The organism is Planococcus glaciei (assembly GCF_900099655.1).
GTDB lineage: Bacteria > Bacillota > Bacilli > Bacillales_A > Planococcaceae > Planococcus > Planococcus glaciei.
Genome location: NZ_FNDC01000005.1, coordinates 33,025 through 54,610 on the forward strand (window position 1 = coordinate 33,025; position 21,586 = coordinate 54,610).

The 21,586-nt window shown below is 45.6% G+C and carries 22 protein-coding genes; 12 read left to right on the plus strand and 10 right to left on the minus strand.

Features of this window, described 5'->3' with window-relative positions; all coding sequences use genetic code 11:
* The first annotated feature begins 3 nt into the window (after window positions 1-3).
* From BLQ32_RS08115 to BLQ32_RS08135, 5 genes are all read left to right on the plus strand, one after another.
* Entirely contained in the window at window positions 4-699 is a 696-nt protein-coding gene (locus tag BLQ32_RS08115; protein WP_074509957.1) for a 3-oxoacid CoA-transferase subunit A, read from the plus strand.
* The gene (locus BLQ32_RS08120; RefSeq protein WP_074509958.1) at window positions 692-1,375 is read left to right on the plus strand and encodes a 3-oxoacid CoA-transferase subunit B; all 684 of its coding nucleotides are present in this window, start codon (window positions 692-694) and stop codon (window positions 1,373-1,375) included. Before BLQ32_RS08115 ends, BLQ32_RS08120 begins: the two co-directional genes overlap by 8 nt.
* Before the next feature lie 2 nt (window positions 1,376-1,377).
* Window positions 1,378-2,133 (plus strand): GntR family transcriptional regulator, encoded by a 756-nt coding sequence (locus BLQ32_RS08125; RefSeq protein ID WP_074509959.1) that lies wholly within the window; start codon window positions 1,378-1,380, stop codon window positions 2,131-2,133.
* A gap of 178 nt (window positions 2,134-2,311) precedes the next feature.
* The gene (locus tag BLQ32_RS08130; RefSeq protein ID WP_074509960.1) at window positions 2,312-3,418 is read left to right on the plus strand and encodes an FAD-dependent oxidoreductase; all 1,107 of its coding nucleotides are present in this window, start codon (window positions 2,312-2,314) and stop codon (window positions 3,416-3,418) included.
* Window positions 3,419-3,541: 123 nt separating this feature from the next.
* Window positions 3,542-4,480, plus strand: coding sequence for an alpha/beta hydrolase (locus BLQ32_RS08135; RefSeq protein ID WP_074509961.1), 939 nt, complete (start codon window positions 3,542-3,544; stop codon window positions 4,478-4,480).
* Between the two features lie 84 nt (window positions 4,481-4,564).
* On the opposite strand, the gene BLQ32_RS08140 is transcribed toward BLQ32_RS08135, so the two are convergent.
* From BLQ32_RS08140 to BLQ32_RS08160, 5 genes are all read right to left on the minus strand, one after another.
* On the minus strand, window positions 4,565-4,834 hold the full coding sequence (locus BLQ32_RS08140; protein ID WP_139150517.1) for an MBL fold metallo-hydrolase: 270 nt from the start codon (window positions 4,832-4,834) through the stop codon (window positions 4,565-4,567).
* A 38-nt stretch (window positions 4,835-4,872) separates the two neighbouring features.
* Window positions 4,873-6,132 carry an MFS transporter gene (locus tag BLQ32_RS08145; RefSeq protein WP_074509963.1) on the minus strand — a complete coding sequence of 420 codons (1,260 nt, stop codon included), beginning with the start codon at window positions 6,130-6,132 and terminating at the stop codon, window positions 4,873-4,875.
* Between the two features lie 476 nt (window positions 6,133-6,608).
* Window positions 6,609-7,733, minus strand: coding sequence for a cupin domain-containing protein (locus BLQ32_RS08150; protein ID WP_074509964.1), 1,125 nt, complete (start codon window positions 7,731-7,733; stop codon window positions 6,609-6,611).
* Between the two features lie 104 nt (window positions 7,734-7,837).
* On the minus strand, window positions 7,838-8,791 hold the full coding sequence (locus BLQ32_RS08155; RefSeq protein ID WP_074509965.1) for a fumarylacetoacetate hydrolase family protein: 954 nt from the start codon (window positions 8,789-8,791) through the stop codon (window positions 7,838-7,840).
* A gap of 117 nt (window positions 8,792-8,908) precedes the next feature.
* Window positions 8,909-9,658: an IclR family transcriptional regulator gene (locus tag BLQ32_RS08160; protein WP_074509966.1), complete on the minus strand. Its 750-nt coding sequence runs from the start codon at window positions 9,656-9,658 to the stop codon at window positions 8,909-8,911.
* Between the two features lie 178 nt (window positions 9,659-9,836).
* Between BLQ32_RS08160 and BLQ32_RS08165 the strand changes: the two genes are divergently transcribed.
* Entirely contained in the window at window positions 9,837-11,036 is a 1,200-nt protein-coding gene (locus tag BLQ32_RS08165) for an FAD-dependent monooxygenase (RefSeq protein WP_074509967.1), read from the plus strand.
* Window positions 11,037-11,062: 26 nt separating this feature from the next.
* Here BLQ32_RS08165 and BLQ32_RS08170 read toward each other — a convergent pair whose 3' ends face one another.
* Window positions 11,063-11,824: an IclR family transcriptional regulator gene (locus BLQ32_RS08170; RefSeq protein ID WP_083335292.1), complete on the minus strand. Its 762-nt coding sequence runs from the start codon at window positions 11,822-11,824 to the stop codon at window positions 11,063-11,065.
* An 80-nt stretch (window positions 11,825-11,904) separates the two neighbouring features.
* Between BLQ32_RS08170 and BLQ32_RS08175 the strand changes: the two genes are divergently transcribed.
* Window positions 11,905-12,414 (plus strand): DinB family protein, encoded by a 510-nt coding sequence (locus BLQ32_RS08175; protein ID WP_074509969.1) that lies wholly within the window; start codon window positions 11,905-11,907, stop codon window positions 12,412-12,414.
* A 169-nt stretch (window positions 12,415-12,583) separates the two neighbouring features.
* Entirely contained in the window at window positions 12,584-13,036 is a 453-nt protein-coding gene (locus BLQ32_RS08180) for a MarR family winged helix-turn-helix transcriptional regulator (RefSeq protein ID WP_074509970.1), read from the plus strand.
* 130 nt (window positions 13,037-13,166) lie between these two features.
* On the opposite strand, the gene BLQ32_RS08185 is transcribed toward BLQ32_RS08180, so the two are convergent.
* The 4 genes from BLQ32_RS08185 to BLQ32_RS08200 all read right to left on the minus strand — a co-directional run bounded on the left by BLQ32_RS08185 (window position 13,167) and on the right by BLQ32_RS08200 (window position 16,544).
* Entirely contained in the window at window positions 13,167-14,768 is a 1,602-nt protein-coding gene (locus BLQ32_RS08185; RefSeq protein WP_244890338.1) for a cbb3-type cytochrome c oxidase subunit I, read from the minus strand.
* Window positions 14,769-14,885: 117 nt separating this feature from the next.
* Window positions 14,886-15,353, minus strand: a complete 468-nt coding sequence (locus BLQ32_RS08190; protein ID WP_074509971.1) for a cytochrome c oxidase subunit II — start codon at window positions 15,351-15,353, stop codon at window positions 14,886-14,888.
* A gap of 36 nt (window positions 15,354-15,389) precedes the next feature.
* A complete protein-coding gene (locus tag BLQ32_RS19590) occupies window positions 15,390-15,545 on the minus strand; it encodes a cytochrome c oxidase subunit 2A (RefSeq protein WP_139150518.1) in 156 nt (51 codons plus the stop codon).
* 495 nt (window positions 15,546-16,040) lie between these two features.
* Window positions 16,041-16,544 (minus strand): CarD family transcriptional regulator, encoded by a 504-nt coding sequence (locus tag BLQ32_RS08200; protein WP_074509972.1) that lies wholly within the window; start codon window positions 16,542-16,544, stop codon window positions 16,041-16,043.
* 235 nt (window positions 16,545-16,779) lie between these two features.
* On the opposite strand from BLQ32_RS08200, the gene BLQ32_RS08205 reads away from it, so the two are divergent.
* The 4 genes from BLQ32_RS08205 (at window position 16,780) to BLQ32_RS08220 (ending at window position 21,586) form a co-directional block, all read left to right on the plus strand.
* Window positions 16,780-18,147 carry a DHA2 family efflux MFS transporter permease subunit gene (locus BLQ32_RS08205; RefSeq protein WP_074510076.1) on the plus strand — a complete coding sequence of 456 codons (1,368 nt, stop codon included), beginning with the start codon at window positions 16,780-16,782 and terminating at the stop codon, window positions 18,145-18,147.
* Between the two features lie 51 nt (window positions 18,148-18,198).
* Window positions 18,199-18,636, plus strand: coding sequence for a universal stress protein (locus BLQ32_RS08210; protein WP_074509973.1), 438 nt, complete (start codon window positions 18,199-18,201; stop codon window positions 18,634-18,636).
* A gap of 212 nt (window positions 18,637-18,848) precedes the next feature.
* Complete coding sequence (locus BLQ32_RS08215; protein WP_053166190.1) at window positions 18,849-19,979, plus strand: sugar ABC transporter substrate-binding protein; 1,131 nt, start codon at window positions 18,849-18,851, stop codon at window positions 19,977-19,979.
* An 86-nt stretch (window positions 19,980-20,065) separates the two neighbouring features.
* Window positions 20,066-21,586, plus strand: coding sequence for a sugar ABC transporter ATP-binding protein (locus BLQ32_RS08220; RefSeq protein WP_074509974.1), 1,521 nt, complete (start codon window positions 20,066-20,068; stop codon window positions 21,584-21,586).

Below are 21,586 nucleotides of genomic sequence, written 5' to 3' on the forward strand. Positions count from 1 at the left end.
GGAATGATTCAGAAAAAATTTGAAAGCGCAGCACAAGCAGTTGCAGATATGCAGGACGGAGCAACGCTTCTCGTTGGAGGATTTGGAGGCAGTGGGTTGCCATCGCACTTGGTTGCAGCTCTCGTAGAACAAGGAGCGAAAGACTTGACGATTGTGTCAAACAATATTGGCGCGGTCAGCGATGGTGTAGCAGCCTTAATCAGCAATGATCAAGTACGCAAAATCAGCTGTTCTTTCCCAGTAGGACCTCACGCGGATGATTTGATTGCACGCCTTGAGAAAGGCACGATTGAACTCGAAATTGTTCCTCAAGGAACATTGGCCGAACGCATTCGGGCCGGTGGAGCGGGAATTGCGGCTTTCTACACGCCGACAGGTGCTCATACGGAGCTTGGAGAAGGTAAAGAAGAACGTGAATTCAATGGCCGCCTCCACCTGATGGAACATGCCATTGTCGCGGATTATGCTTTTATCAAAGCACACCGGGCCGACCGCTGGGGGAACTTGGTTTACCGAAAAACCCAGCGCAACTTCAATCCGGTGATGGCGACAGCTGCACGGATTACCATCGCTGAAGTGGATGAAGTCGTGGAAGTCGGGGAAATCGATCCGGAAACGGTCGTTACACCAAGCATTTATGTGCACCGTTTGGTGGAGTTGAGTCCACAGAAAGAAGGGAAGGTGTTAGTCAATGGTTAAAGAACCCAAAGAAACGATTGGCTGGACAATGCCGGAATTGGCTTCTAAAGTTGCTCATGACCTGGAGGATGGCTGGTTCGTGAACCTTGGAATCGGTTTGCCGACACTTGTAGCAGATTCCATTCCTGAAGGAAAAGAAATCATTTTGCACAGCGAGAACGGCCTTCTCGGATTGGGGCCGAAACCGGAACCGGGCGAAGAAGACTGGGACCTCGTCAATGCAGGAAAAGAGCCGATTACCCTTTTACCGGGTGGTGTGTATTTTTCGCAATCTGAATCGTTTGCCATGATTCGAGGAGGACATATCGATGCAGCCGTGCTGGGTGCTTTCCAAGTATCTCAGCGCGGCGACTTGGCCAGCTGGAAGTTGCCGAACACGCTTCTTGGCCGTGTCGGCGGCGCGATGGATCTAACTGCTGGCGCTAAACGCGTGTTTTTGTTCATGCAGCATACAAGCAAACAAGGGCCTAAAATAGTTGAGGAGTGCACTTATCCGCTGACGACTCCGGGATGCGTCGATCGCATTTATACAAATCTGGCGGTGATTGAGGTGACAGATGATGGGCTTGTTGTACGGGAACTCGCTCCTGGTGTAACATTTGATTATGTTCAGGAACGCACTGCAGCACCACTTACGCTGCAGGCCGACAACCCATCAGAGAAAGTAGGAGTCTAATCATGACAAGTTTTACACAGAAACAAACAATAGACCGCAGTTCAGCTGTCCCTTTATATAAACAAATTAAAGAGATTTTGATCAAGGAGCTGCAGACAGCTTCCGCTGAAACCGGCCGCCCATTCAGCACGGAGCATGAACTGGTTGAACGCTTCCATGTAAGCCGGGCACCTGTTCGCCAGGCGTTGAAAGAGCTGACAAATGAAGGATACGTTTACCGGGAACGGGCAAAAGGCACTTTTCCTGTTCAGGAATTGCCAGCCCGGCCTCCTGGGCTCGAACTGGGAGGGCTCGTTGCCTACCTGCGTGGTCAAGGGCTGGATTGCAAGTCGAAGATATTGAGTGTGGACCGTGTATTACCGACCGAAAAGCTGAGTGGGATTCTCCGGATTGAACCGAATACAGAAGTATTGCGAATTTCCCGGTTGATTTTGTTGAAAGGCAAACCGCTTGTTTGGACTCAAACTTACTTGCTGGTCCCAGAGTATTTCCAACCGACTGTACAGGAACTGGAAGAAGCGGACAGCGTCTTTGTCATTTTAGAAAATGAACAAGGTACCTTCATTTCCCGTGGAGATCACCAAATCTATGCTTCCGCTGCTACTGAAATGGAAGCCGATGTCCTGGATCTCGGAGATAAAGATCCGGTTCTGGTCACCGAAACTAAATTGTATACACGCACCGACCAACTGATCGGCTGGAGAAAAGCCGTCCATATACCGAATGAATATAAATTATCATTTTCAGTGAATCGATGAAAACATCAATTACTTAAGCAGATCAAGTCTTATGAAATCAATCTTTACATGGTTGGGAGTCCGGGGTGTAAGAAAATACGAATGTGATTTTTTCATTAAGGGCCAGGCGTTAAAGCGGTGATTGCATAATCGTTGTTCTGTTGAAATTATCCAAACCACATCCGAGGGGGAAATGTTTATGAAAACGAAAAACGACTTGAGAATTGCAATTATTGGCGGCGGCATTGGGGGAGCATCAGCAGCAGTTGCATTAAATGCAAAAGGAATTCGTGCAGACGTATACGAGCAAGCGCCAGAGCTTGGTGAAGTTGGGGCTGGTGTCGGAGTACGTCCTCCAACGGTAAGATGCTTCAAAGAATGGGGTCTTTTCGAATCCCTGGAGAAAGTATCAACGCTAAGCAAGCACATGGAAATCATTGCTGGAGATGACCATTTGCTGATCAAGGAAGCATGGCCGGTATTAACTGACGATACATCAGAAGCTTTTGCCCGTTTAATTCACCGTGCCGACTTGCTGGACACGATTGTAGGAGCGATTCCTGAAGGCCAGCTTCATTTAGACCATCGCTGTGAAGCCGTCATCGATCATGGCGACTATGCAGAAGTGAAATTCGCGAATGGCAAAACAATTGAAGCGGATCTTGTCATTGCAGCAGACGGCATTCGTTCACCAGTGCGCAACAGCGTATTTGAATCTGTGCAACCTGTTTTTTCCGGCTACCTGGCACACCGCGTATTAATCAATACGGAAGAATCACTTGGCATGGCTTCAGATGAAAACATTTTGCGCATTTATGTAGATGGCGACAATTCATGCTATTTCCTTCCATTGCACAACCGCAACCAAATTTCGGTTGATGTCACGGTTCCTGGTAAGTTTGAATGGCGTCCGGAAATCACCCAGCAAGATCTTTTGGAAAGCATGCAAGGCTTCGGTCCAACTGTCCGTAAAGTAATCGAAAATACGAAGTTTGAAGACATCGTTAGCCGTCCTTTATGTGACCTTGAACCAATCGACAAATGGACAACGAACACAGTCGCCTTGATCGGTGATGCGGCTCATGCCATGCTTCACAACCAAGGCCAAGGTGCAAACATGGCGATGCAAGACGGAGAGGCATTGGCCAAAGCACTTGCTGAATCGGATTCAGTAGCGGAAGCCTTGCAAAAATATGAAGAAGCTCGCAAACCAATCGCTCAGCTATACCAAAAGCTTTCTCGCATGTTCCCGACCGAGCAAGCTGAAACCGCTTTTCCGGAAAAAGCACACTTCTCAGAAGCTTAATTAGTTGGCACGGCCTGATCATATAAAACATAAGAAAAGAAGATTTCCTTATCTATTTAATAGGTAAGGAAATCTGTTTTATTATCATTAACACAGAACCCAAGAAATAAGGAGGACTCTAAAATGCCCGTACATCCAGAAATAAAGAAAGTCTTAGAATTCATTCCTGAATCCGATCCGAATTTTAAAATCATTCCGGAAGAACACCGAAAAATATTTGATGCCCCAGTATTGCCTGTAGAACAGCGTGTGCAAGTCCATTCGGTAGAAGAAAAGACGATTTCAACGCCAGAAGCGGATATTCCCGTAAGAATTTATACGCCGGAAGAAGGGGACTCTTTCCCGATTCTTATGTATTTCCACGGTGGCGCATTTTTCTCTGGCAACTTGGAAAGCCACGATGAAATCGTCCGCCCGATTGCTGCAGAATCCGGTTATAAAGTGATTTCAGTCGGTTACCGCCTTGCTCCGGAGCATCCATATCCAGCAGCGCTCAAAGACTGCTACAACGTCACCAAATGGGCGACAGAGCATCAGGAAGAATTGCAATGGGACGGCAAGAACCTAGCAATTGCAGGCGATAGTTCAGGCGGCAATCTAGTTGCAGCTGTAACCTTGATAGCTCGCGAAAAACAGGAAATCACGATTACAAAGCAAATCCTGTTTTACCCGTCGCTCGATCTTGATTTCAGTGAATTCCGCTACCCGTCATTGGTGGAGAATGCAAAAGGTTATTTTGTGGAAAGCCACACATTGGCCGAACACAATTCCTTCTATTTAAAAGGAGGCGTTGATACAGATAATCCACTTGTTTCACCAATCAGAGAAGAAAACCTGGAAGGCCTGCCTGAAGCGCTAGTCATCACCGCGGAATACGATCCGATGCGGGATGAAGGGGAATTATACGCCGAGAAATTAGAGAAAGCCGGGGTGCCGGTTGAATTGAAGCGTTACGAAGGCGTTACTCACGGCTTCCTCGGCAAATTCACACATTTGGATGAGTATAAGGACATTTATGCGTTTACAGGCGATTTCTTAAAATCAGCAGTGAAAAGTTCTTAAGAAGTAAATCAATTTAAAACCAATATATAAATGAGCCTGCATCTATACAAAAGATGCAGGCTCATTTTTATGTTTTATTAAAACTTATGGATTAATTGCAAGACCATCTTCAGCGATTATGATTTCTCCTTCGAAATCCATATCGGTAAATGCCTTGTCGATGTTCTCTGTGTCTTCTCCACCCAGTCCAATATGAGTCAGAACCACTTTCTTCACTCCTGCATCAGCTGCCATCTTCGCCAGTTCTTCAGTTGTCGCGTGAGATACTTTTAAGCCATTCTTTAAGTTTTCACGTGCTTGTTCGGGAATCGCGGAGAAATATTCACAAAAATATAAAGAGAAGCCCGTCACCAACACTTCAGAAGGGACGAGCTAGATTTAGCTATAATATATTAAGGCTGCACCGGAACTGTTGCTTCTGCTGCTTGCTCCTGTTGTTTTGCCATTTTAGAAGGCAATGTTTCGATCAGGAAGAAAGAGCACAAGAAGGCTACCGTTGCAGCGCCAGCACTGATGAATAACACTGCCTGAAGGCCAAATGTATCTCCAGCGATCCCACTGAGGATAGGAGTCAAAAACCCTCCGAACAGTTCACCGATTCCAATTGTCAATCCTACCGCAATTCCTGCAAATTTAAATGGTACCGATTCCACAGGGATGGCGGACATCACGATTGAACCGACAGAAGGTCCTGCTGCCAGGATAAATACTGAAGCCATCAGCAAAGGCACTGACTGCACGTAGAGAATAACCATCGGCAGCAAAATCGAAAGGGTGGAGAAAACGGTATACGTCACTTTTCTTCCAATCTTATCGGAAAGGGCAGGGATCAATAAACCGAAGATTGCATAGCCGGCTCCGAATGCCGCCATTACCATACTCATCGTGCCTGGTGTGAAGCCTTTAACTGTTACCAAGTAAGTCGGTGTATAAATGCTGAACGCCATTAGAGCGGACATGAACAAGCTGAAAATGACAACACTCAGCCAAATATTGCGGTGCTTCAACACTTCTTTGTAACTTACTTTTACTTTTGCTTTTTCCAATTGTTGTTGTTCTTCTTCCAGTTTCACAGGATTTCTCATGAACTTCAGAACAACCAGCGCTAAAATGGCTCCTGGAATAATGGTCAAATAAAATGCCGTGTGCCAGTCGAATTTGCTTGCCAGTGCCACGATGATGATTGGAGCAAGCAAGCTTCCGAATAAGGCGTTTGCTGTATTCATCGTGAAGCCGGTGTTAAATCCGCGCCGGTTTTCAGAAGACTCCATCGCAATGACCGACTGTGTAATCGGAATAATTGGACCTTCTGCAATCCCCATGATCAAACGGAGAATGAAGAGCATCGCAAACGAGGCAACCAAACCATGAAGCAGGGAAATAGCCGAGAATAAAAGGATGAAAATCGCCAAAACTGTTTTTTTGCTTTTCACTTTATCCGATAATAATCCGCCTAATGGACCGGCAATTGACCAGGTTAACGCCAAAGCTGCACTCGCCAAACCGATTTGGGTATTCGTCAGCGGGAAATCTCCTTGCATGAATGGGATTAAGTAGTTGATTGCCAATCGATCAAAAAATACAAACCCGATGACGAAGAAGAAAATGATTGTGATTTTGTTTTCATAAGTCCAAAATTTCTTTTTTTCCATTGATAAAACACCCTTCCTTAAAAGCACATATTGGTGGAGCGGTTAAAATACAGTAATACCGGGAGAGTTGTAAAAGTAAACCCATTTGGATTTCCAAGTTTGCTAATAAAGAGCGCTAACAGACCTTTAATAACAACCAAAGAAATAGGAAGTAAGCAATGATTGGAGTTCTATTAAAATAGTTCGAAATATTGGAAATACTCGAGATGGATTTGTTCTTCAACTTCAATCGATGCTACTGGTTACGATGATGCGCTATTAAAAAGGGGAGTTCCTTAATCACTATTGTGCGTGCGCTTGGCACCGTTGCACCACCTCCTTTAATATTCATTTTTAAAAGCGAAAGTTATACTGATATAAAGATTAAGCGCTTACATTTTATTCGATTAAAAAAATTTATAAATTAAGTAGAAAAAACACCCCGTAAATGTGAGCGCATTGTCTGTCATTTACGGGGCAGTTTCTTTAATCAAGTATTAACGGAATGCTGCTTTAAATTCACCAGTAACTTCCTGGTGGCCATTATTGGAATCGAATGATTGTTGTTGTTCCAACTCAAAGCGATCCATGATTGGAATATCGTTGACAGAGAACAGATAAGCGTCTTTCGTCGCTTTATGCTCATACCATGCCCAGTTCGGGATTACGAAGTAATCGCCGGCTTTCCAGTCAAAGCGCACGCCATTGATGACCGTGTATCCTTCGCCTTTATGCGCATGGTAAACAGTGGAGTGGGTGTGGCGCAATGCTTGTGTATGCATACCGGCAGGAAGATGCTGCATGCGTGTTCCTAAAGTGGGAGCAGCAGATTTTCCTGTTGACGGGTTGATGTACTCAAGCGCGAAGCCATGGTGCTTATCAGGCTCATACTGCATCAAGCCGTTGATGCCGTCTACAGTGCGGCTCCATTTGTAGTTCGCAAGCGGGGCAACTGTATACTTGTCGTCTCCTACAGGGCGCATCATGCCGCCGCGGTAGCGGACTTCTGAAAAGTTATCAGGAACTTCCGGCTCTTGAAGGCCGCCTTCATATGGTTCAAAGAAAGTTCCGCCGATTGAATACAGGGTAGGGATGTCGAGTGCATCCATCCACAGCATCGGCTCTTCACCTAAATGTTCGTGGCCATGCCACAAGTTTTTAGGCGTCGTCAAGAAGTCGCCTTCTTCCATGAAAATACGTTCGCCTTGCACGATTGTGTAAGCGCCTGTTCCTTCAGAAATAAAGCGCAACGCCGATTGTGAATGGCGGTGTGAAGGCGCTTTCTCGCCTGGAAGAAGCATTTGGACAGCTGCATAAATGGTCTGGGAAGTTGAAGCCCAGCCCCATGGTTTGCGGTAAGTCAAGCCAGGGTTTTGGAAATAAAGCGCGCGGCGTTCACCACCGCGGTCAGGCGTGAAAATCTGGCAAGCTTCCGCCATTTTTGCCGCAATCAATTCTTTTGACCATAAATAAGCTTCGGCTTGCGGCTTCGGTGTTTTGTTCATGATTTCAGGAATTGCTTCCCAAAGAGGCCCCAAGTTATACTGGGCGATTTCTTTGTTATAGTCTTTTACCGTTTGGCTTTTCATGAATTCTGCTACTTCTGGAGATACTCCGGCCATTTTTCTTCGACTCCTTTTTAGATAGATTGGTTTGGAAATTAGTATAAAACACCGCAAGATAATTGATCTTGCGGTATTGTGGAAAGCTTTTGGGCAGTAAATACTTACGCATTAACTAAAGTAGTTGCTGCTGTCGCAACTTTGTTTTCAAGTGCGCCGACTTTGTCGATTTCGATGCGTACAACATCTCCGTCTTTCAGGAATTGCTGAGGTTTCATCGCGACTCCGACTCCACCAGGCGTTCCTGTCAATACCACATCACCAGGCTCAAGCGTCATCAAATTAGATAGGAATGCCACTAATTTCTGAACAGAGAAGACCAGATTGGCTGTATTTGTTTTTTGGCGGACTTCACCGTTTACAGTCAAGACAACATCCAAACCGGATGGATCTTTCAATTCATCAGAAGTTACGAGGTAAGGGCCCATCGGTGCAGAGCCGTCCACTGTTTTACCTTGCAGCCACTGCAAGGTACGGCGTTGGATATCGCGGTAAGTAACGTCGTTTGTAATCGTGTAACCGGCTACATAATCGAGCGCGTCTTCCTCAGAAACATTGCGTGCTTGTTTGCCGATAACGAATGTAAATTCTGCTTCGTAATCCAATTGCTCAGAAATCGGGTAAAACGGAATATCGTCTTCCGGCCCTAAGATTGTATTTGCAAATTTTGCGAAGATTACTGGATGAGTCGGCAACTCGCGGCCCATTTCCAAGATATGTTCACGGTAGTTGTGTCCGACACAAATGATTTTTCCTGGATTAATAACTGGAGCTTCCACTTTTACTTCTTCAAGCGGATAAACAGCTTTTTGAACTGATACAGAAGGATTAGCCAAAATGAAATCTACAGCTTCCTGTGCCAATTGAAGCGATTTTTCTCCACCTTGATACAATTCATCTGTTGTAGATGGTACGTAAGCGTGTGCAATTTCCTTGTAACGGTATTCACCAGCTGTTTGCAATTGCGCTTGGTAAGCAAGATTTAAGTCAACTACCTGCTCGTCTACAATTGCGCCTGCACGTGTTAAGCCATTATGTGTATAGTTAATTAATTTCATAATAGAACCTCCTAGTTATAAAAATAGAATACTTAGTTCTCTATTTATAGAAAACATAAACCATTTGGATGGGCATTGTCAATACTTTTCAGAATACTTTTGGAGTCTTATGCTCCTTTATTTAAAGTAATGGGATAGTTGCTGCGCTAAATCAAGCATTTGCTGTGCAATTTCATGCTGATGGTCCTGCGGGATTAAATTTTTGTAACCGACTGCTGTAATTGCTGCGACCAGCTGCTTTTGATGGTTGAATACAGGAACGCTGCAGGACGAGATGTGTTCAATGAGCGGTTCGTTTTTGGCCGCAAACTGTTGCTCTTTGACTTGCGCAATTTCCTGATTATCGACTGATTCGGCTTCAATTGGCATAGCACGGCGAGATTGATCGATCCAGTGGTTCAGCTGCAGCCCTTCCTGAAATGCATAGAAAATATAGCCGGTTGAAGAGAACAGCGGCAAAGTGGTGCCGTTTTGTGCACCGATATCGATGCCGTACGTAACGCTCCAGATTTCTTTAATGAAAGGGCCATCTATAGAAGGAAGGGCAATCAATGCCGTCAGCCCCGTTTGTTCGGTGAAATTTTTCATATAGGGATCGGCTATTTCTGCAATCGATGTTTCACTTTGCGCCATATTGCCGATTTCGATTAACCTATTGCCCAGCCTATAGGTATTCGCCACAGGATCTCGGTTGAGGAATCCGGCTTGTGCAAGCGTTGTTAAGTATTTATGGATATTGCTTTTGGTCATATTGGACAACAGCAGAATTTCTGTGAATTTCATCGGCCTGCGTTCCCGCGCAATCAATTCCAGGACGTCCAAGCCATTTTGGAGCGATTGGATGGTAGCCGGTTTTCTTTCTGCCAAGTGAATTTCCTCCTTTCCTTTAACTCAACGGCGTCCGGTAGAAAAATACGAAGATTGTCTAAAAAGATAGAATATTATTTTTTCTTATTGACAAGCATAACAGAAAAGTTTAAAGTTTTCATTAATAAGAAACTTTGTTCTCTATTTATGGACTAAGTGTATTCGGGAGGTTTTCTAAATGACAAAAGTAAGCGATATCATTGTAGTGGGTGGAGGAATTGGAGGTTTGGCGACAGCGCTTTCAATCGTACAGCGCACAGATAAAACCGTAGCAGTCTTAGAGCAGGCGCCTGAGTTCGGTGAAGTCGGTGCAGGAATTCAGCTGGGGGCAAATGCAATGCATGTGCTTGATCAACTGGGCGTGAAAGAAGAAATCGCAAAAGTGTCGGTCTTTCCGAAGCGTCTTGTGCTGAAAGATGTATACACGGCAAAAGAGCTGGCGGTATTGGATTTGACAGAAGGGTTCCAGGATCATTTTAAACAGCCGTATGTGGTATTGCACCGTTCGGACTTGCACCGCGTCTTGTTTGAAGCGTGCCAAAAGCAAGGCCGCATTTCATTCATGAACAACCAGATCATCCAGACAGTGGAGCAGTCGCCAGAACAAGCAAGCGTTACCAACCAAAACGGCGAAACTTATCATGCGGAAGCAGTTGTCGGCGTGGACGGCTTGAAGTCGAATGTCCGGAAACTATTCTCGGATGATGAGCCAATTTGCTCAGAGTATGTGGCTTACCGTGGAACGATTCCGATTGATGAAATTACAGCAAAAGGCGATATCGCCATGGATGATGTCATCATGTGGGTCGGGCCAAACCTACACTTGGTGCAGTACCCGGTACGCCGCGGCGAACTTTATAATCAGGTAGTTGTTTTCAAAACCTATGACTATAAGCCGGATGGAGACTGGGGCACACCGGAAGAAATGGTGGAACGCTTCAAAGGCGCTCATCCATTAGTAGAAAAAGCCTTGGAATTTATCTCCACACAATTCCGGTGGGGCATGTTTGATCGCCTGCCGATTGAAAACTGGACAGAAGGCAATGTGACTTTACTGGGAGATGCAGCGCATCCAATGCTGCAGTACTTGGCGCAGGGGGCAGCACAGGCTCTTGAAGATGCATACGTTTTAGGGGAAGCGCTGGAAACGGAAGCTACTTATAATGAAGCTTTCATGAAATATCAAGAGGAGAGATTGCCGCGCAGTGCGATGGTCCAAACATCAGCACGCAAATGGGGAGAAATCATCCATGCAGAAGATGAAATCACAACACTCTTGCGCAATACAATTTTCAACCAGCACAAGGATACCAATTATGAAGTGGCCGATTTCCTATACAACTACTTCAATGTCCGCAAAAACGAAGTAAAAGCGTAAAGAAATAAAAAAAGAGAAAGAGGGGGTTACTCCTCTTTCTCTTTGTATCCATATATGGCAGACATTTCTTTGCTCATGGCAAGAATGCTTTGAATGATTTCTGAATCCCGTTCATGTGGAACGTCTTCGGAGAAGCCGACAACCGAAAAAGCGCCGACCAGTTCGCGTTTGAAGTTAAGGATCGGGAAACCGAGAGACGATACATGGCGTACAAGCGGTTCATAGGAGTATGTAAATTGATTTTCCCTTATTTGTTTCAGCTCATGCTGAAACTTGGAAATGTCAAAACCTTCAATGGTTTGCTGTTCGCGTTCAATCCAGTTGGTCATCTCCAGTGAATTTGCATAAGCAGCGAAAATTTTTCCGGATGCTGAAGACATTGGCAGTTTGGTGCCGACTTGTGCACCGATGTTCAATCCGTAATTGGTGTTCCAAATATTGGTGATGACTGGTCCGTCATTAACCCATGTGGCAAAGAGCGTTGTCATACTGCTAAGTTTGCTGATTTCTTTGAAATAAGGCGTCAGCCGGCCGACAAAATCAGCATTTTGCGAAGCGGCATTGCCGTACTCCAAAAACTTATAGCCGAGCGAATAAGCGCCGCGTTTATGGTCGCGATACAATAAATCCATTTGCGTCAGGGTGTTCAAGTATTTGTATAAATTGCTTTTGGAAATGCCCGTTGCTTCCTGGATATCGGAAAACTTCAGCGGAAGATCACTTTGGGCAACGGCATCAATGATCTGGATTCCCAGTGCTAACGAGCCGATTGTCGAATTGCTGGACATGAAATTCATTCCTCTCTTTGTGCTTTGTTGCAACGCAAAACAAATAACGGTTTACAACCGGAACTAAGGAGTATTTTACAGTGACTATTGAAAAATTGAAAGAAAGTTCAACAAACATCAAATCCACAATCAACCAAATGGTTAGCCTGTTGGAAACGACAGAAACAAGCTTATTGTATAAGAAGCCTTCTGTAGAAGAATGGTCGGTTATGCAAATTGCAAACCATGTCATTGAAGCAGTAGAATTCTGGGCTGCTGATCTCGAAGCTCTGCTTATTGTTCCGGGTGCAAAATGGGGGCGCAATCATGAGCACGTAAGGCGTTTAGCGGCTGTTGAAGAAAAACAAGTTAAAGCTGTTTCAAAAGACGAAGTTGTTCTGTGGCTGCAATCCCTGGTTCCTTTAACAGAAGATGCATTCGAGAAAGTACAAGCGGAAGACTTGGAGAAAACGGCGCCAAGCTACAACCCGAACTTCGATGGCAAACCCTTGTCATTCCTGATTGACCATCTGATTGTGAAGCACATTGAAGGCCATTTGGGCCAGATGGAACGCCATTTGGCAAAAGTGCAAACCGAAGCCGTTAAGTAAAGCCATTTTAAAAGCACAGGAGAAATCGCTCCTGTGCTTTTAAATTTGTGGTGAAAATTCAGCAGACTAGCCTTTATTCTCTGCAAACGGTTGTTTACGGATCCCCTTTCCATCACCCTTCACAAATTGACAACCCCAATCGGAATCGGTATATTAGGTGGCGAAGAAGTTGATTGGAGTGAATCGTTTGAGTCCGAACTCTGAATTGCAAAATTTAGATTTGATAGATTTATTGAGTGAGCGCCATAGCTTAGTGCGCGGAATCTCGGAGAAAGCCTGGAACAGCCAAAGTGATATCTACATTTCCAACTCGGAATGGTATATCATGGCGAGGATTTACAAAAAGCAGCCGACCATTTCCCATATCAACAAGACAGTGGAAATTTCCCGGCAGGCGATACATAAATTCATTAAAAACCTGGAAGCTAAAGGATTAGTGGAAATCAACAATGTAGAAAACAACAAAAAGGAAAAATGGCTTCAGCTGACGGCGCTGGGCGAAGAATGCTACGAGAAAAATGAAGCGTTGAAAGCCGGGCTCGAAAAAAGAATCGTGGATGCAATCGGTTTAGAGCAAGTGAAAGCTCTCAAAGACATTTTAAAATTGGATTGGAGCATCTGAATCCCTCAATGGAAAAATTATTGGCCGGCTAATGTTTCGAGAAAACGAATGGAGTTGAAAAACACGAAAAGCCCTTAAGTGCGCTTTTCGTGTTTTTTGTGATGGAATCAAATGAACGCCTTTTTTGGGCCTAAGGCATTAGGAATGGAGGTGAACCCGGATTATGGCCGGTAGAGAAATTCCATAGCGGGATGACATAGGCAATGGCAATCGAAAGGAACGCCAATGTCACCCAAATGGACCAGCGATCCATAAAGAGCGGTGAGCGGTCTTTTTCATTGTAATCTTCGCCAATGGGAAATTCCGTTTTTCCTTTTGGTGCGAAAAAGGCGAGCTGCACCCAAATATAGATCAGCAAAAGAATCCCGATAAACAGAATGACTCCGCCCATCGCCATGATGGTTTCGTATATCGCCCATCCCGAAGCTTCGCTGTGATTATTATAAGTAGTGTTCGCGGTTCGGCGAGGGCTTCCCAAAAGCCCATTGGCATGCATGGCGCCTGACATGAGAAGCATGCCGCTTGCCCATATGATCGTCTGGGCGATCGCCAGTTTATTGAGTGTCTTTGTCATCGTTCTTCCGGTCAGAAACGGAATCAGCCAGTAGGATACGCCGAAAAACGTCAGCATAACGGTCGTGCCAACGGTCAAATGCAAATGGCCGGTTACCCAGATGGAATTGTGGACAACTTGGTTGACCTGGTTGCTGGCATTGATGATTCCGCCGAGCCCCGCAGGGATGAAAGCGAACATCGCGACAATCAAAGCAAAGAAACGGGCATCCCTCCATGGCAAGACCTTCCACCAGCCTAGCAAACTGGTGATGCCTTTTGATCGGCCGGCCCGTTCCATCGTTGCGAGCATTGCAAAAGCGGTCATGAGAGAAGGGAAGATGATCATGAACGTTTGGATGACATGCAGGAATTTCAGCTCAACCGACAAGCCGGGATCAAGAATCTGGTGATGGAAGCCGCCGGGTACGTTGGCGACCACCAGGATGACAACTGCGACCCGTGCCAGGGAATCGCTGAAGATCTTTCCGCCGATGATTTTCGGCATCGAAACGTACCAGGCAGAAATTGATGTCAGCATCCAGATGTTGACGAGTGTATGGCCGAACGCCCAGAAAAGGGTCCGCCCGATCATCGGATCGATTGTCGGCACCCAGCCGAACGCCCATGGAATGACCATGCCGACCACAAACACCGCAATAAAAAGCGATGCCAATACCCATAGCACAAATACGGCATTGGCGAAAAAGGCAAAAAGCGGAGTGAGCTGCCCCGGATTCTGCTTGCGCCAGCTTTGGTACGTGATAAACATGCCGACGCAGTTCAGGAGGATGCCTACTACAAGAAGCGCCAAGCCGACATAGAACCAGGGGTTGGCCTGCATCGGCGTGTAGAACGTATAAAGAACATTGGCTTTGCCGGAAAGAATGAAAAATGCAGCAATCGCTGTGCCAAGCGCCATCAGCCCGAACCCTGTCCAGCCGAAAGCGATGGTTTTAGGAGCCAGGCCGCCAAGCACCCGTGAAGTACCGGCATATAAGTAGCCGATGCTGAAAAAAGAACTGAGAACCAAAACTAGAAGAACGCCGTGCGCCGTCAATAAAGCGTAATAGCTGATCCAGGAAGGGAGTTCCAGAAAGCCGCTGCGGACGAAGCCTTGCAGCAAACCGGCAATTCCGCCGAGCAATAAAGCAGCAAAGGCGATGAATAAGTTAGCCATCGATAAGCGGAAATCCCGTCTGGGAATGCCGGCCACCAAATCCGCGTCCACTGCTTTTCCTTTGTGAAGGGCCGATGCATCGGTCAAGTGCGTCATTTTTTCCCCTACTTTCTTTTATTAGTTGACAGTGATGGTGCTGGCCATGTATTCGTGGCCAAGGCCGCAGTATTCATTGCAAAGAATCAAATATTCACCCGGCTCATCGAATGTATGGCTTACTTTTGAAATGTGTCCAGGCACCACCATCACATTGACATTCGTGTCGGTGATTTTAAAGCCGTGCGTCACATCAGGGGAGGCGAGAGTGAAATGGACGGTAGCTCCGGCCGGGATTTCCAAATCTCCGGGCTGGAAAGCGAACATCTCAGAAATGATGGCAATTTCATATTCGTTCTCGCCGATTTCCTTCAATCCCGCGTCTGCAAAAATCTCCGAATCGCGGACCGTTTGCGGGTCAATCGTTTCCGCATGGCTCGGCGGACCCATTTCCAGGAAAAAGGTTTGAATCGCCAAAATGATCAGGAAAATAAGCAGAATCAAGGAGCCGATGATTAACCAGACTTTTTCATAGCGGTGGATGTGCATAAGCTGAATTCTCCTTTCCACTGTTTGTTTGGGGTACTAGTTGCGCGACAAAAACAAAAGGAATACACCAGACCAAGCGATAAGCATAAACGCCGCTAAAATAAGAACCGATACAAAAGTGCCTGCCAACGAAGTTTCCGGAAGGCTGACAGGTTTTTTTTCTTTCTTTTCTTCAGGAGAAGCATTCCTCATTTTTCGTTCCTCCTTTCGCTGCATGTCTTTTAGCCAAACTGGATACAGGTTTTCAGCAGGAATATGGTGATAGGAAGTAAAAAGAGCAAAAGTTAACCAATATCAACTTAATTATACTTAATATTCTGATAATTGATACTGCTGTAAAAGTAATTGAGTATTTAGTCTTACCTGCAGGTTTACTTTCAACAAGCAAAGGGGCGTGATGGACACAGCAGCAAAGAGTTTTGCAGAAAGAAATTAAAAATGGATGGAAATTGGACAGAAGAGATGCAAGGAACCGCTAATATTTCAACCTATTCTGAGGGGATCCACATGCTACTGGTCATGTCGTTAGTGCTCCTTGCCACAGTCATCTTAACGCTCATCATTTCTGTAGAAGGAAGCGAAACGAATGAAAAGAGTTAGCGGTGGTTTTAAAAAACTGCCGCTATCTGCGAAAAGAAGAATCCCCCACTCAGGAAGTTAGGCTCCCTGAGTGGGGGATTCTTTGTATTATAGGTTATCGTTGATCAGCTTGGCAGCCAGTGCATTGATTTCCTCAAATGTGGTTTCAAGCGAAATCGCCAACTCTTTGAAAAGGATGGCCTGGGCGGTGTTCAATACTTTATGGTCGCGTTCATACAAGTTTTTGTTTAGCTTTTTCACTTCGATTTTTTTGCGCATGAGCGTATTGACGACCTTGGCGATTTCCCGCCGGTCGCCGGTATTGAGCAAATCAAAAAAGAACGCTTGCCGCGCATTGGGATTGTCAATCCATTCGAGACCGGGTTCGTTGAAATTCTCAAGCAGCTGCATGGCTTGGTCTTTGTGAAGCATGCCAAGCATTACCACTTTATCATTATTGACTGGCGTACTGATTGTGACACGCTGGCTGTTTTCCATGGGATGCAATTTATAGTATTTCTTCGTAATGCCCGAAACGGTTTTTTCACTGATATCGTCAATTTTGCAAATGCCGTGAGCGGAATAAATAATTAAGTCCCCGATTTTAAACATTTGGCCCTCCTAATACACATTGTCAACTAGATTTACAATAACAGAAAAATTAAATATTGTCAACTAAGTTGACATTAAAGAAAAATTTTTGGTATAGTTAACCAATCGTTCTGCACCTCGAGGGCGGACGCATACACCTGCAATCCCAATTTGAATAGAGGAGTTTGAATAAGTGGCTACTACACAAACAGCAACAAACACGGCAACTAAACAACAGATCAAAACAGGCCCGATCATGGCCGCCCTTTTAGTGGCAGGCTTTGTCGGACTTTTTAGCGAAACGGCATTAAATATTGCTTTGGGAGAACTAAGCCAAATTTTCGCTGTCAACGCGACAACGGTTCAATGGCTGGCAACAGGCTATTTCTTAACTTTGGGGATTTTAGTACCCGTATCCGGCATTCTGATGCAAAAATTCACTACACGCCAGATGTTCATCACTTCGGTTCTGCTGCTTCTTGTCGGGACAATCATAGCAGCATTGGCCCCTGTATTCGGTGTTTTATTACTGGGCCGCGTTATTCAAGCGGCAGGTCTGGCCATTAACTTGCCTTTGACACAAAACGTCATTTTCACCATTTTCCCGCCAAATAAACGGGGCGCTGCCATGGGAGTCATGGGACTGGTTATGCTCGCAGGCCCGGCACTTGGCCCAACCATCGCTGGCCTTATTTTAGATACATTGTCTTGGGAATGGATTTTCTGGGTAACAGCGCCGTTTCTATTATTTTCGCTGATCTTCGGTTTTATTTTCTTGCCGAACGTCAACGAAATCCGCAAAGTTTCAATTGATGCACTTTCGGTCATCCTTTCGACCATCGGATTCGGCGGGGTTGTTTACGGAGTGAGTACAGCTGGTGAAGCCGGTTGGATGAGTGCGACTGTTCTCGGATCGATCATCATCGGACTTCTTGCAATCATTCTTTTTGCAGTCCGCCAGATGAAGATGAAAAATCCGATGCTGAACTTAAGAGCATTCCGTTATCCGCTTTTCGTTCTTGGCGTGTTCATGAGTTTCATCACGTTCTTTAATATGTTGTCGATGCTCGTCATCTTGCCGATGTACATGCAGATGGCCCTACTGATGGCAGCTTTCACAACCGGATTGGTGCTGCTTCCGGGAAGCTTGCTCAATTGTATATTAGCGCCGATTATCGGCCGATTCTTTGATAAATACGGACCGCGAGCCGTCATTACGCCAGGTACGATTCTGGTAGCTATCGGTTATATCTTGTACGCGCAGTTCGGCACAGGTACGCCTGTCTGGTTGATTGTCGTGACATTCATCATCATGATGCTTGGGGTAGGCGCAGTTCTGGCTTCGGTTCAAACAAACACATTGAATTCGTTGCCGAAACGATTTTATCCGGATGGCATTGCCATTACACAAACCATACAGCAGGTAGCTGGTGCAATCGGGATTGCAGTAATGGTTTCGCTTATGGCGGCAAGACAAGGAAGCTTATTGGCCACAACTTCTGCAGCACCAGCTGAAGCCGCAGCCTCAGGATCGTCGCTTGTCTTTACGGTCAGCTTGATTTTTGCCATCATTAATGTCGTGCTGTCATTATTTCTTAAAAAACCAAGCGCTGCCATTAACTAATTTGCACTGAACTCACAGCGTTTAATTTGTATTAGAAGGGAAGTAAGAAAAATGGCAAATCATTATCAGAACATCGTAGTTGCAATCGACGGATCCCAAGAAGCGGAGTACGCATTCCGGAAATCAATCGATGTTGCAACACGCAATGCCGGGGCTGTTTTAAACCTGGTGAATGTCATCGATACGCGTGCTTTTGAAGCATACGAACGGACAAGCATTGACAGTGCCCAACAAACTTCGGAAGAAATGCTGAACCGCTATAAAGCGGAAGCAGAGCGCCAAGGCATCAAAGATGTAAAATTGGCCATTGAATACGGTGCACCGAAAACCGTCATCACCAAAGAACTTTCTAACTTAACCGGCGCGGATTTAATCATCTGCGGTGCTACCGGAGTAAGCGGCGTTGAGCGTTTTCTGCTTGGCTCTGTATCAGAATCCATCGTTCGTTCAGCGAAATGCGATGTCTTGGTCATCCGTACACCGGAGTGAAAATTAATCGTATAGGAATGGAACTTTTTAAGATCCCTCGTGAAGCATGTCTTCATGGGGGATTTTTTGTGCTTCTTAGTACTTTCGCTTAAAAAGCTAAAAAATTACAGTTAATGTTAAAAGAGTGCTGATGATAACGCTTACATTTGGTGTTCTGAAATTTATACTGAACTTGTACTTAATTTTATTTATAAAGGGAGAGGGGTTAGAAGATGAGAAGAAATTCCAAAGGCTTCTTGTTATTCGTGATTTTGGCCGTGTTCGCTTTGATCGCTGCTGGATGCAATGGCGGAGGAGAAGAAGGTTCAGGGTCTGGTTCAAGTTCGGGTGTAGATATTGGGATTGTCTTGCCGACAAAAGATGAGCCGCGTTGGGTCCAGGATGAAGAACGCTTTAAAGCAGCGTTGGCAGATTCGGATTATTCGACTGAAATCCTGTTCAGCCAAGGGTCTTCAGCAAAAGAGAAAGAAAACGTGGAAGCACTGTTGAACAAAGGCATCAAAGTCCTGATCATCACGCCGCATGACGGAGCAGCAGCTGCTGCCGCAGTGGAAGCTGCGAAAAAGGACGATGTCACGGTGATCGCTTATGACCGTTTGATCACCGATACGGATGCTGTTGATTATTACGTAACATTCGATTCATTGGCAGTAGGGGCTGCACAAGCCCAGTATTTGGTGGACAATGCAGAAGGCACGGGCGTACCGCTTTACTTGTATGCAGGGGCATCTTCTGACAACAACGCATTCTTATTCTTCCAGGGCGCATGGGAAGTGCTGCAGCCGAAAATTGCAGATGGCACATTCAAAATTGCCAACTCCAGCCAAGCGGAAGCTTTGAAGGATACAAAAGAACTGAACCGTGACCAGTTGAGCCAGATTATCGGCCAGGTCACAACCAACTGGGATCCGAACGAATCCAAAAACAAAGCACAGACGCATTTGACTTCTGTCGGCGACGACATGAAAGGCAATGTAGCCATCCTTGCACCAAATGACGGCACTGCCCGTTCGATTGCCGATGTATTTGCATCAGACACGGCCGTAACGGATTACATGATTACCGGACAGGATGCAGAGAAAGCTTCCGTCCAGTACATCATCGATGAAAAACAATCGATGACCGTATTCAAAGATGTGCGCACATTGGTGGAAGATGCAATGGGCATGGCAGTTGAAATCATGGACGGCAACACACCGGAAACAACGGGTTCTTACGACAACGGCATGACGGAAGTAAAAGCGAAGCAAACAGACGTCATCGTTGTGGACAAAGAAAACGTCAAAGCGGAATTGATCGATTCCGAGTATTACAAAGCGGATGAATTTACGGGCTTAGAGTAAAAATCACATAGGACGGAAGAAATAGTGGTAGAACCTTCTATCACTATTTCTCCATTCCTTGGTGTTTGCGCAAGGGAGGCGAAGAAATGAGCGACTATATTTTAGAAATGAAGAACATCTCGAAATCGTTTACCGGGGTGAAAGCCCTGTCGGATGTCAACTTCAAGGTGGAACGCGGAGAAATCCATTGCTTGATCGGAGAAAACGGCGCCGGCAAATCGACGCTTATGAAAGTTCTGAGCGGCGTTTATCCTCACGGCACATACGAAGGCGATATCGTTTTTGAAGGGAAAGTCCAGCAGTTCAACGAAATCAACGACAGCGTAAAAGCAGGCATCGGCATCATTTATCAGGAACTTGCGCTGTTCCCGGATTTGACGGTATACGAGAACATCTTCGCCGGCAATGAAATCCGGAAAGGCCCATTTGTCGATTGGAATGAAACCATTGTCCAGTCATCCAAATTGCTGCAGAAAGTAAAGTTGAAAGTGGACCCGGAAACTTTGATCAAAGATTTAGGTGTAGGCAAACAGCAGCTCGTTGAAATTGCAAAATCGCTCAGCAAAGATGTGAAACTGTTGATTCTCGATGAACCGACAGCTGCTTTAAATGAAAACGACAGCGACAACTTATTGGAGTTATTAAAAGAACTGAAAAGCCAGGGAATCACCTGCATCATGATTTCCCACAAATTGAAGGAAGTCATTTCGATTGCCGACAAAGCGACCATTTTGCGCGATGGCAAAACCATTGTCACATTGGACGCCCATAAAGGGGAGTTGTCGGAGAGCGTTATCATTAAAAATATGGTAGGCCGTGAAATCGAAGATGTGTTTCCAAAGCGGATAGAGAAGAAAATCGGGGAGACGGTTCTTCAGCTGAAAGACTGGTCCGCATATGACCCGGAACTCGCACGCCAAGTGGTGAAACACGCCAACCTGGAAGTGAAAAAAGGGGAAATCATCGGCATCGCGGGATTGATGGGGTCGGGCCGGACAGAGCTCGCACTCAGCATTTTCGGCAATCCGAAAAACTATAGGCTGCAAGGCGAACTCGAGGTTTTTGGAAAACAGCGAACGCTGAAACACACGAGCGACGCCATCAAAGCTGGGATTGCTTATGTAACCGAAGACCGGAAAGGAAACGGGCTGTTTTTGATCAAAGACATCAAAAGCAATGTCACCGCGGCGCATCTGAAAGGGATTTCGGCAAGAGGCGTCCTCAATTTGAACGAAGAAGTGAAAGTCGGAACAGATTACAAAAATTCACTGCGGATCAAAGCCAATTCGCTTGAGCAGGCGGTTGGAAAATTGAGCGGCGGCAACCAGCAAAAAGTATCGCTGGGCAAATGGCTGTTTACTGGACCTAAAATTTTGATCCTGGATGAACCGACGCGCGGAATTGATGTCGGAGCAAAATTCGAGATTTATACCATTATGAACCAACTGATCAAAGAAGGATTAAGCATCATCATGATCTCGTCCGAATTGAATGAAATCATCGGCATGAGCGACCGCGTCTATGTCATGGCGGAAGGTGCCATAAAAGGTGAATTAACAATAGAAGAAACGACTCAGGAAGCCATTATGGAGCTTGCGACGCAATAG

Excerpts from the sequence above, each read along its gene's own strand:
- BLQ32_RS08125 (WP_074509959.1), top strand. The coding sequence starts at position 1,378 with ATGACAAGTTTTACACAGAAACAAACAATAGACCGCAGTTCAGCTGTC.
- BLQ32_RS08210 (WP_074509973.1), top strand. The coding sequence starts at position 18,199 with ATGGCAAATCATTATCAGAACATCGTAGTTGCAATCGACGGATCCCAA.
- BLQ32_RS08170 (WP_083335292.1), bottom strand. The coding sequence starts at position 11,824 with ATGTCCAGCAATTCGACAATCGGCTCGTTAGCACTGGGAATCCAGATC.
- BLQ32_RS08200 (WP_074509972.1), bottom strand. The coding sequence starts at position 16,544 with ATGTTTAAAATCGGGGACTTAATTATTTATTCCGCTCACGGCATTTGC.
- BLQ32_RS08145 (WP_074509963.1), bottom strand. The coding sequence starts at position 6,132 with ATGGAAAAAAAGAAATTTTGGACTTATGAAAACAAAATCACAATCATT.
- BLQ32_RS08155 (WP_074509965.1), bottom strand. The coding sequence starts at position 8,791 with ATGAAATTAATTAACTATACACATAATGGCTTAACACGTGCAGGCGCA.
- BLQ32_RS19590 (WP_139150518.1), bottom strand. The coding sequence starts at position 15,545 with ATGAGGAATGCTTCTCCTGAAGAAAAGAAAGAAAAAAAACCTGTCAGC.
- BLQ32_RS08115 (WP_074509957.1), top strand. The coding sequence starts at position 4 with ATGATTCAGAAAAAATTTGAAAGCGCAGCACAAGCAGTTGCAGATATG.
- BLQ32_RS08120 (WP_074509958.1), top strand. The coding sequence starts at position 692 with ATGGTTAAAGAACCCAAAGAAACGATTGGCTGGACAATGCCGGAATTG.
- BLQ32_RS08150 (WP_074509964.1), bottom strand. The coding sequence starts at position 7,733 with ATGGCCGGAGTATCTCCAGAAGTAGCAGAATTCATGAAAAGCCAAACG.
- BLQ32_RS08185 (WP_244890338.1), bottom strand. The coding sequence starts at position 14,768 with ATGGCTAACTTATTCATCGCCTTTGCTGCTTTATTGCTCGGCGGAATT.
- BLQ32_RS08205 (WP_074510076.1), top strand. The coding sequence starts at position 16,780 with ATGGCCGCCCTTTTAGTGGCAGGCTTTGTCGGACTTTTTAGCGAAACG.
- BLQ32_RS08190 (WP_074509971.1), bottom strand. The coding sequence starts at position 15,353 with ATGCACATCCACCGCTATGAAAAAGTCTGGTTAATCATCGGCTCCTTG.
- BLQ32_RS08135 (WP_074509961.1), top strand. The coding sequence starts at position 3,542 with ATGCCCGTACATCCAGAAATAAAGAAAGTCTTAGAATTCATTCCTGAA.
- BLQ32_RS08130 (WP_074509960.1), top strand. The coding sequence starts at position 2,312 with ATGAAAACGAAAAACGACTTGAGAATTGCAATTATTGGCGGCGGCATT.
- BLQ32_RS08220 (WP_074509974.1), top strand. The coding sequence starts at position 20,066 with ATGAGCGACTATATTTTAGAAATGAAGAACATCTCGAAATCGTTTACC.
- BLQ32_RS08215 (WP_053166190.1), top strand. The coding sequence starts at position 18,849 with ATGAGAAGAAATTCCAAAGGCTTCTTGTTATTCGTGATTTTGGCCGTG.
- BLQ32_RS08165 (WP_074509967.1), top strand. The coding sequence starts at position 9,837 with ATGACAAAAGTAAGCGATATCATTGTAGTGGGTGGAGGAATTGGAGGT.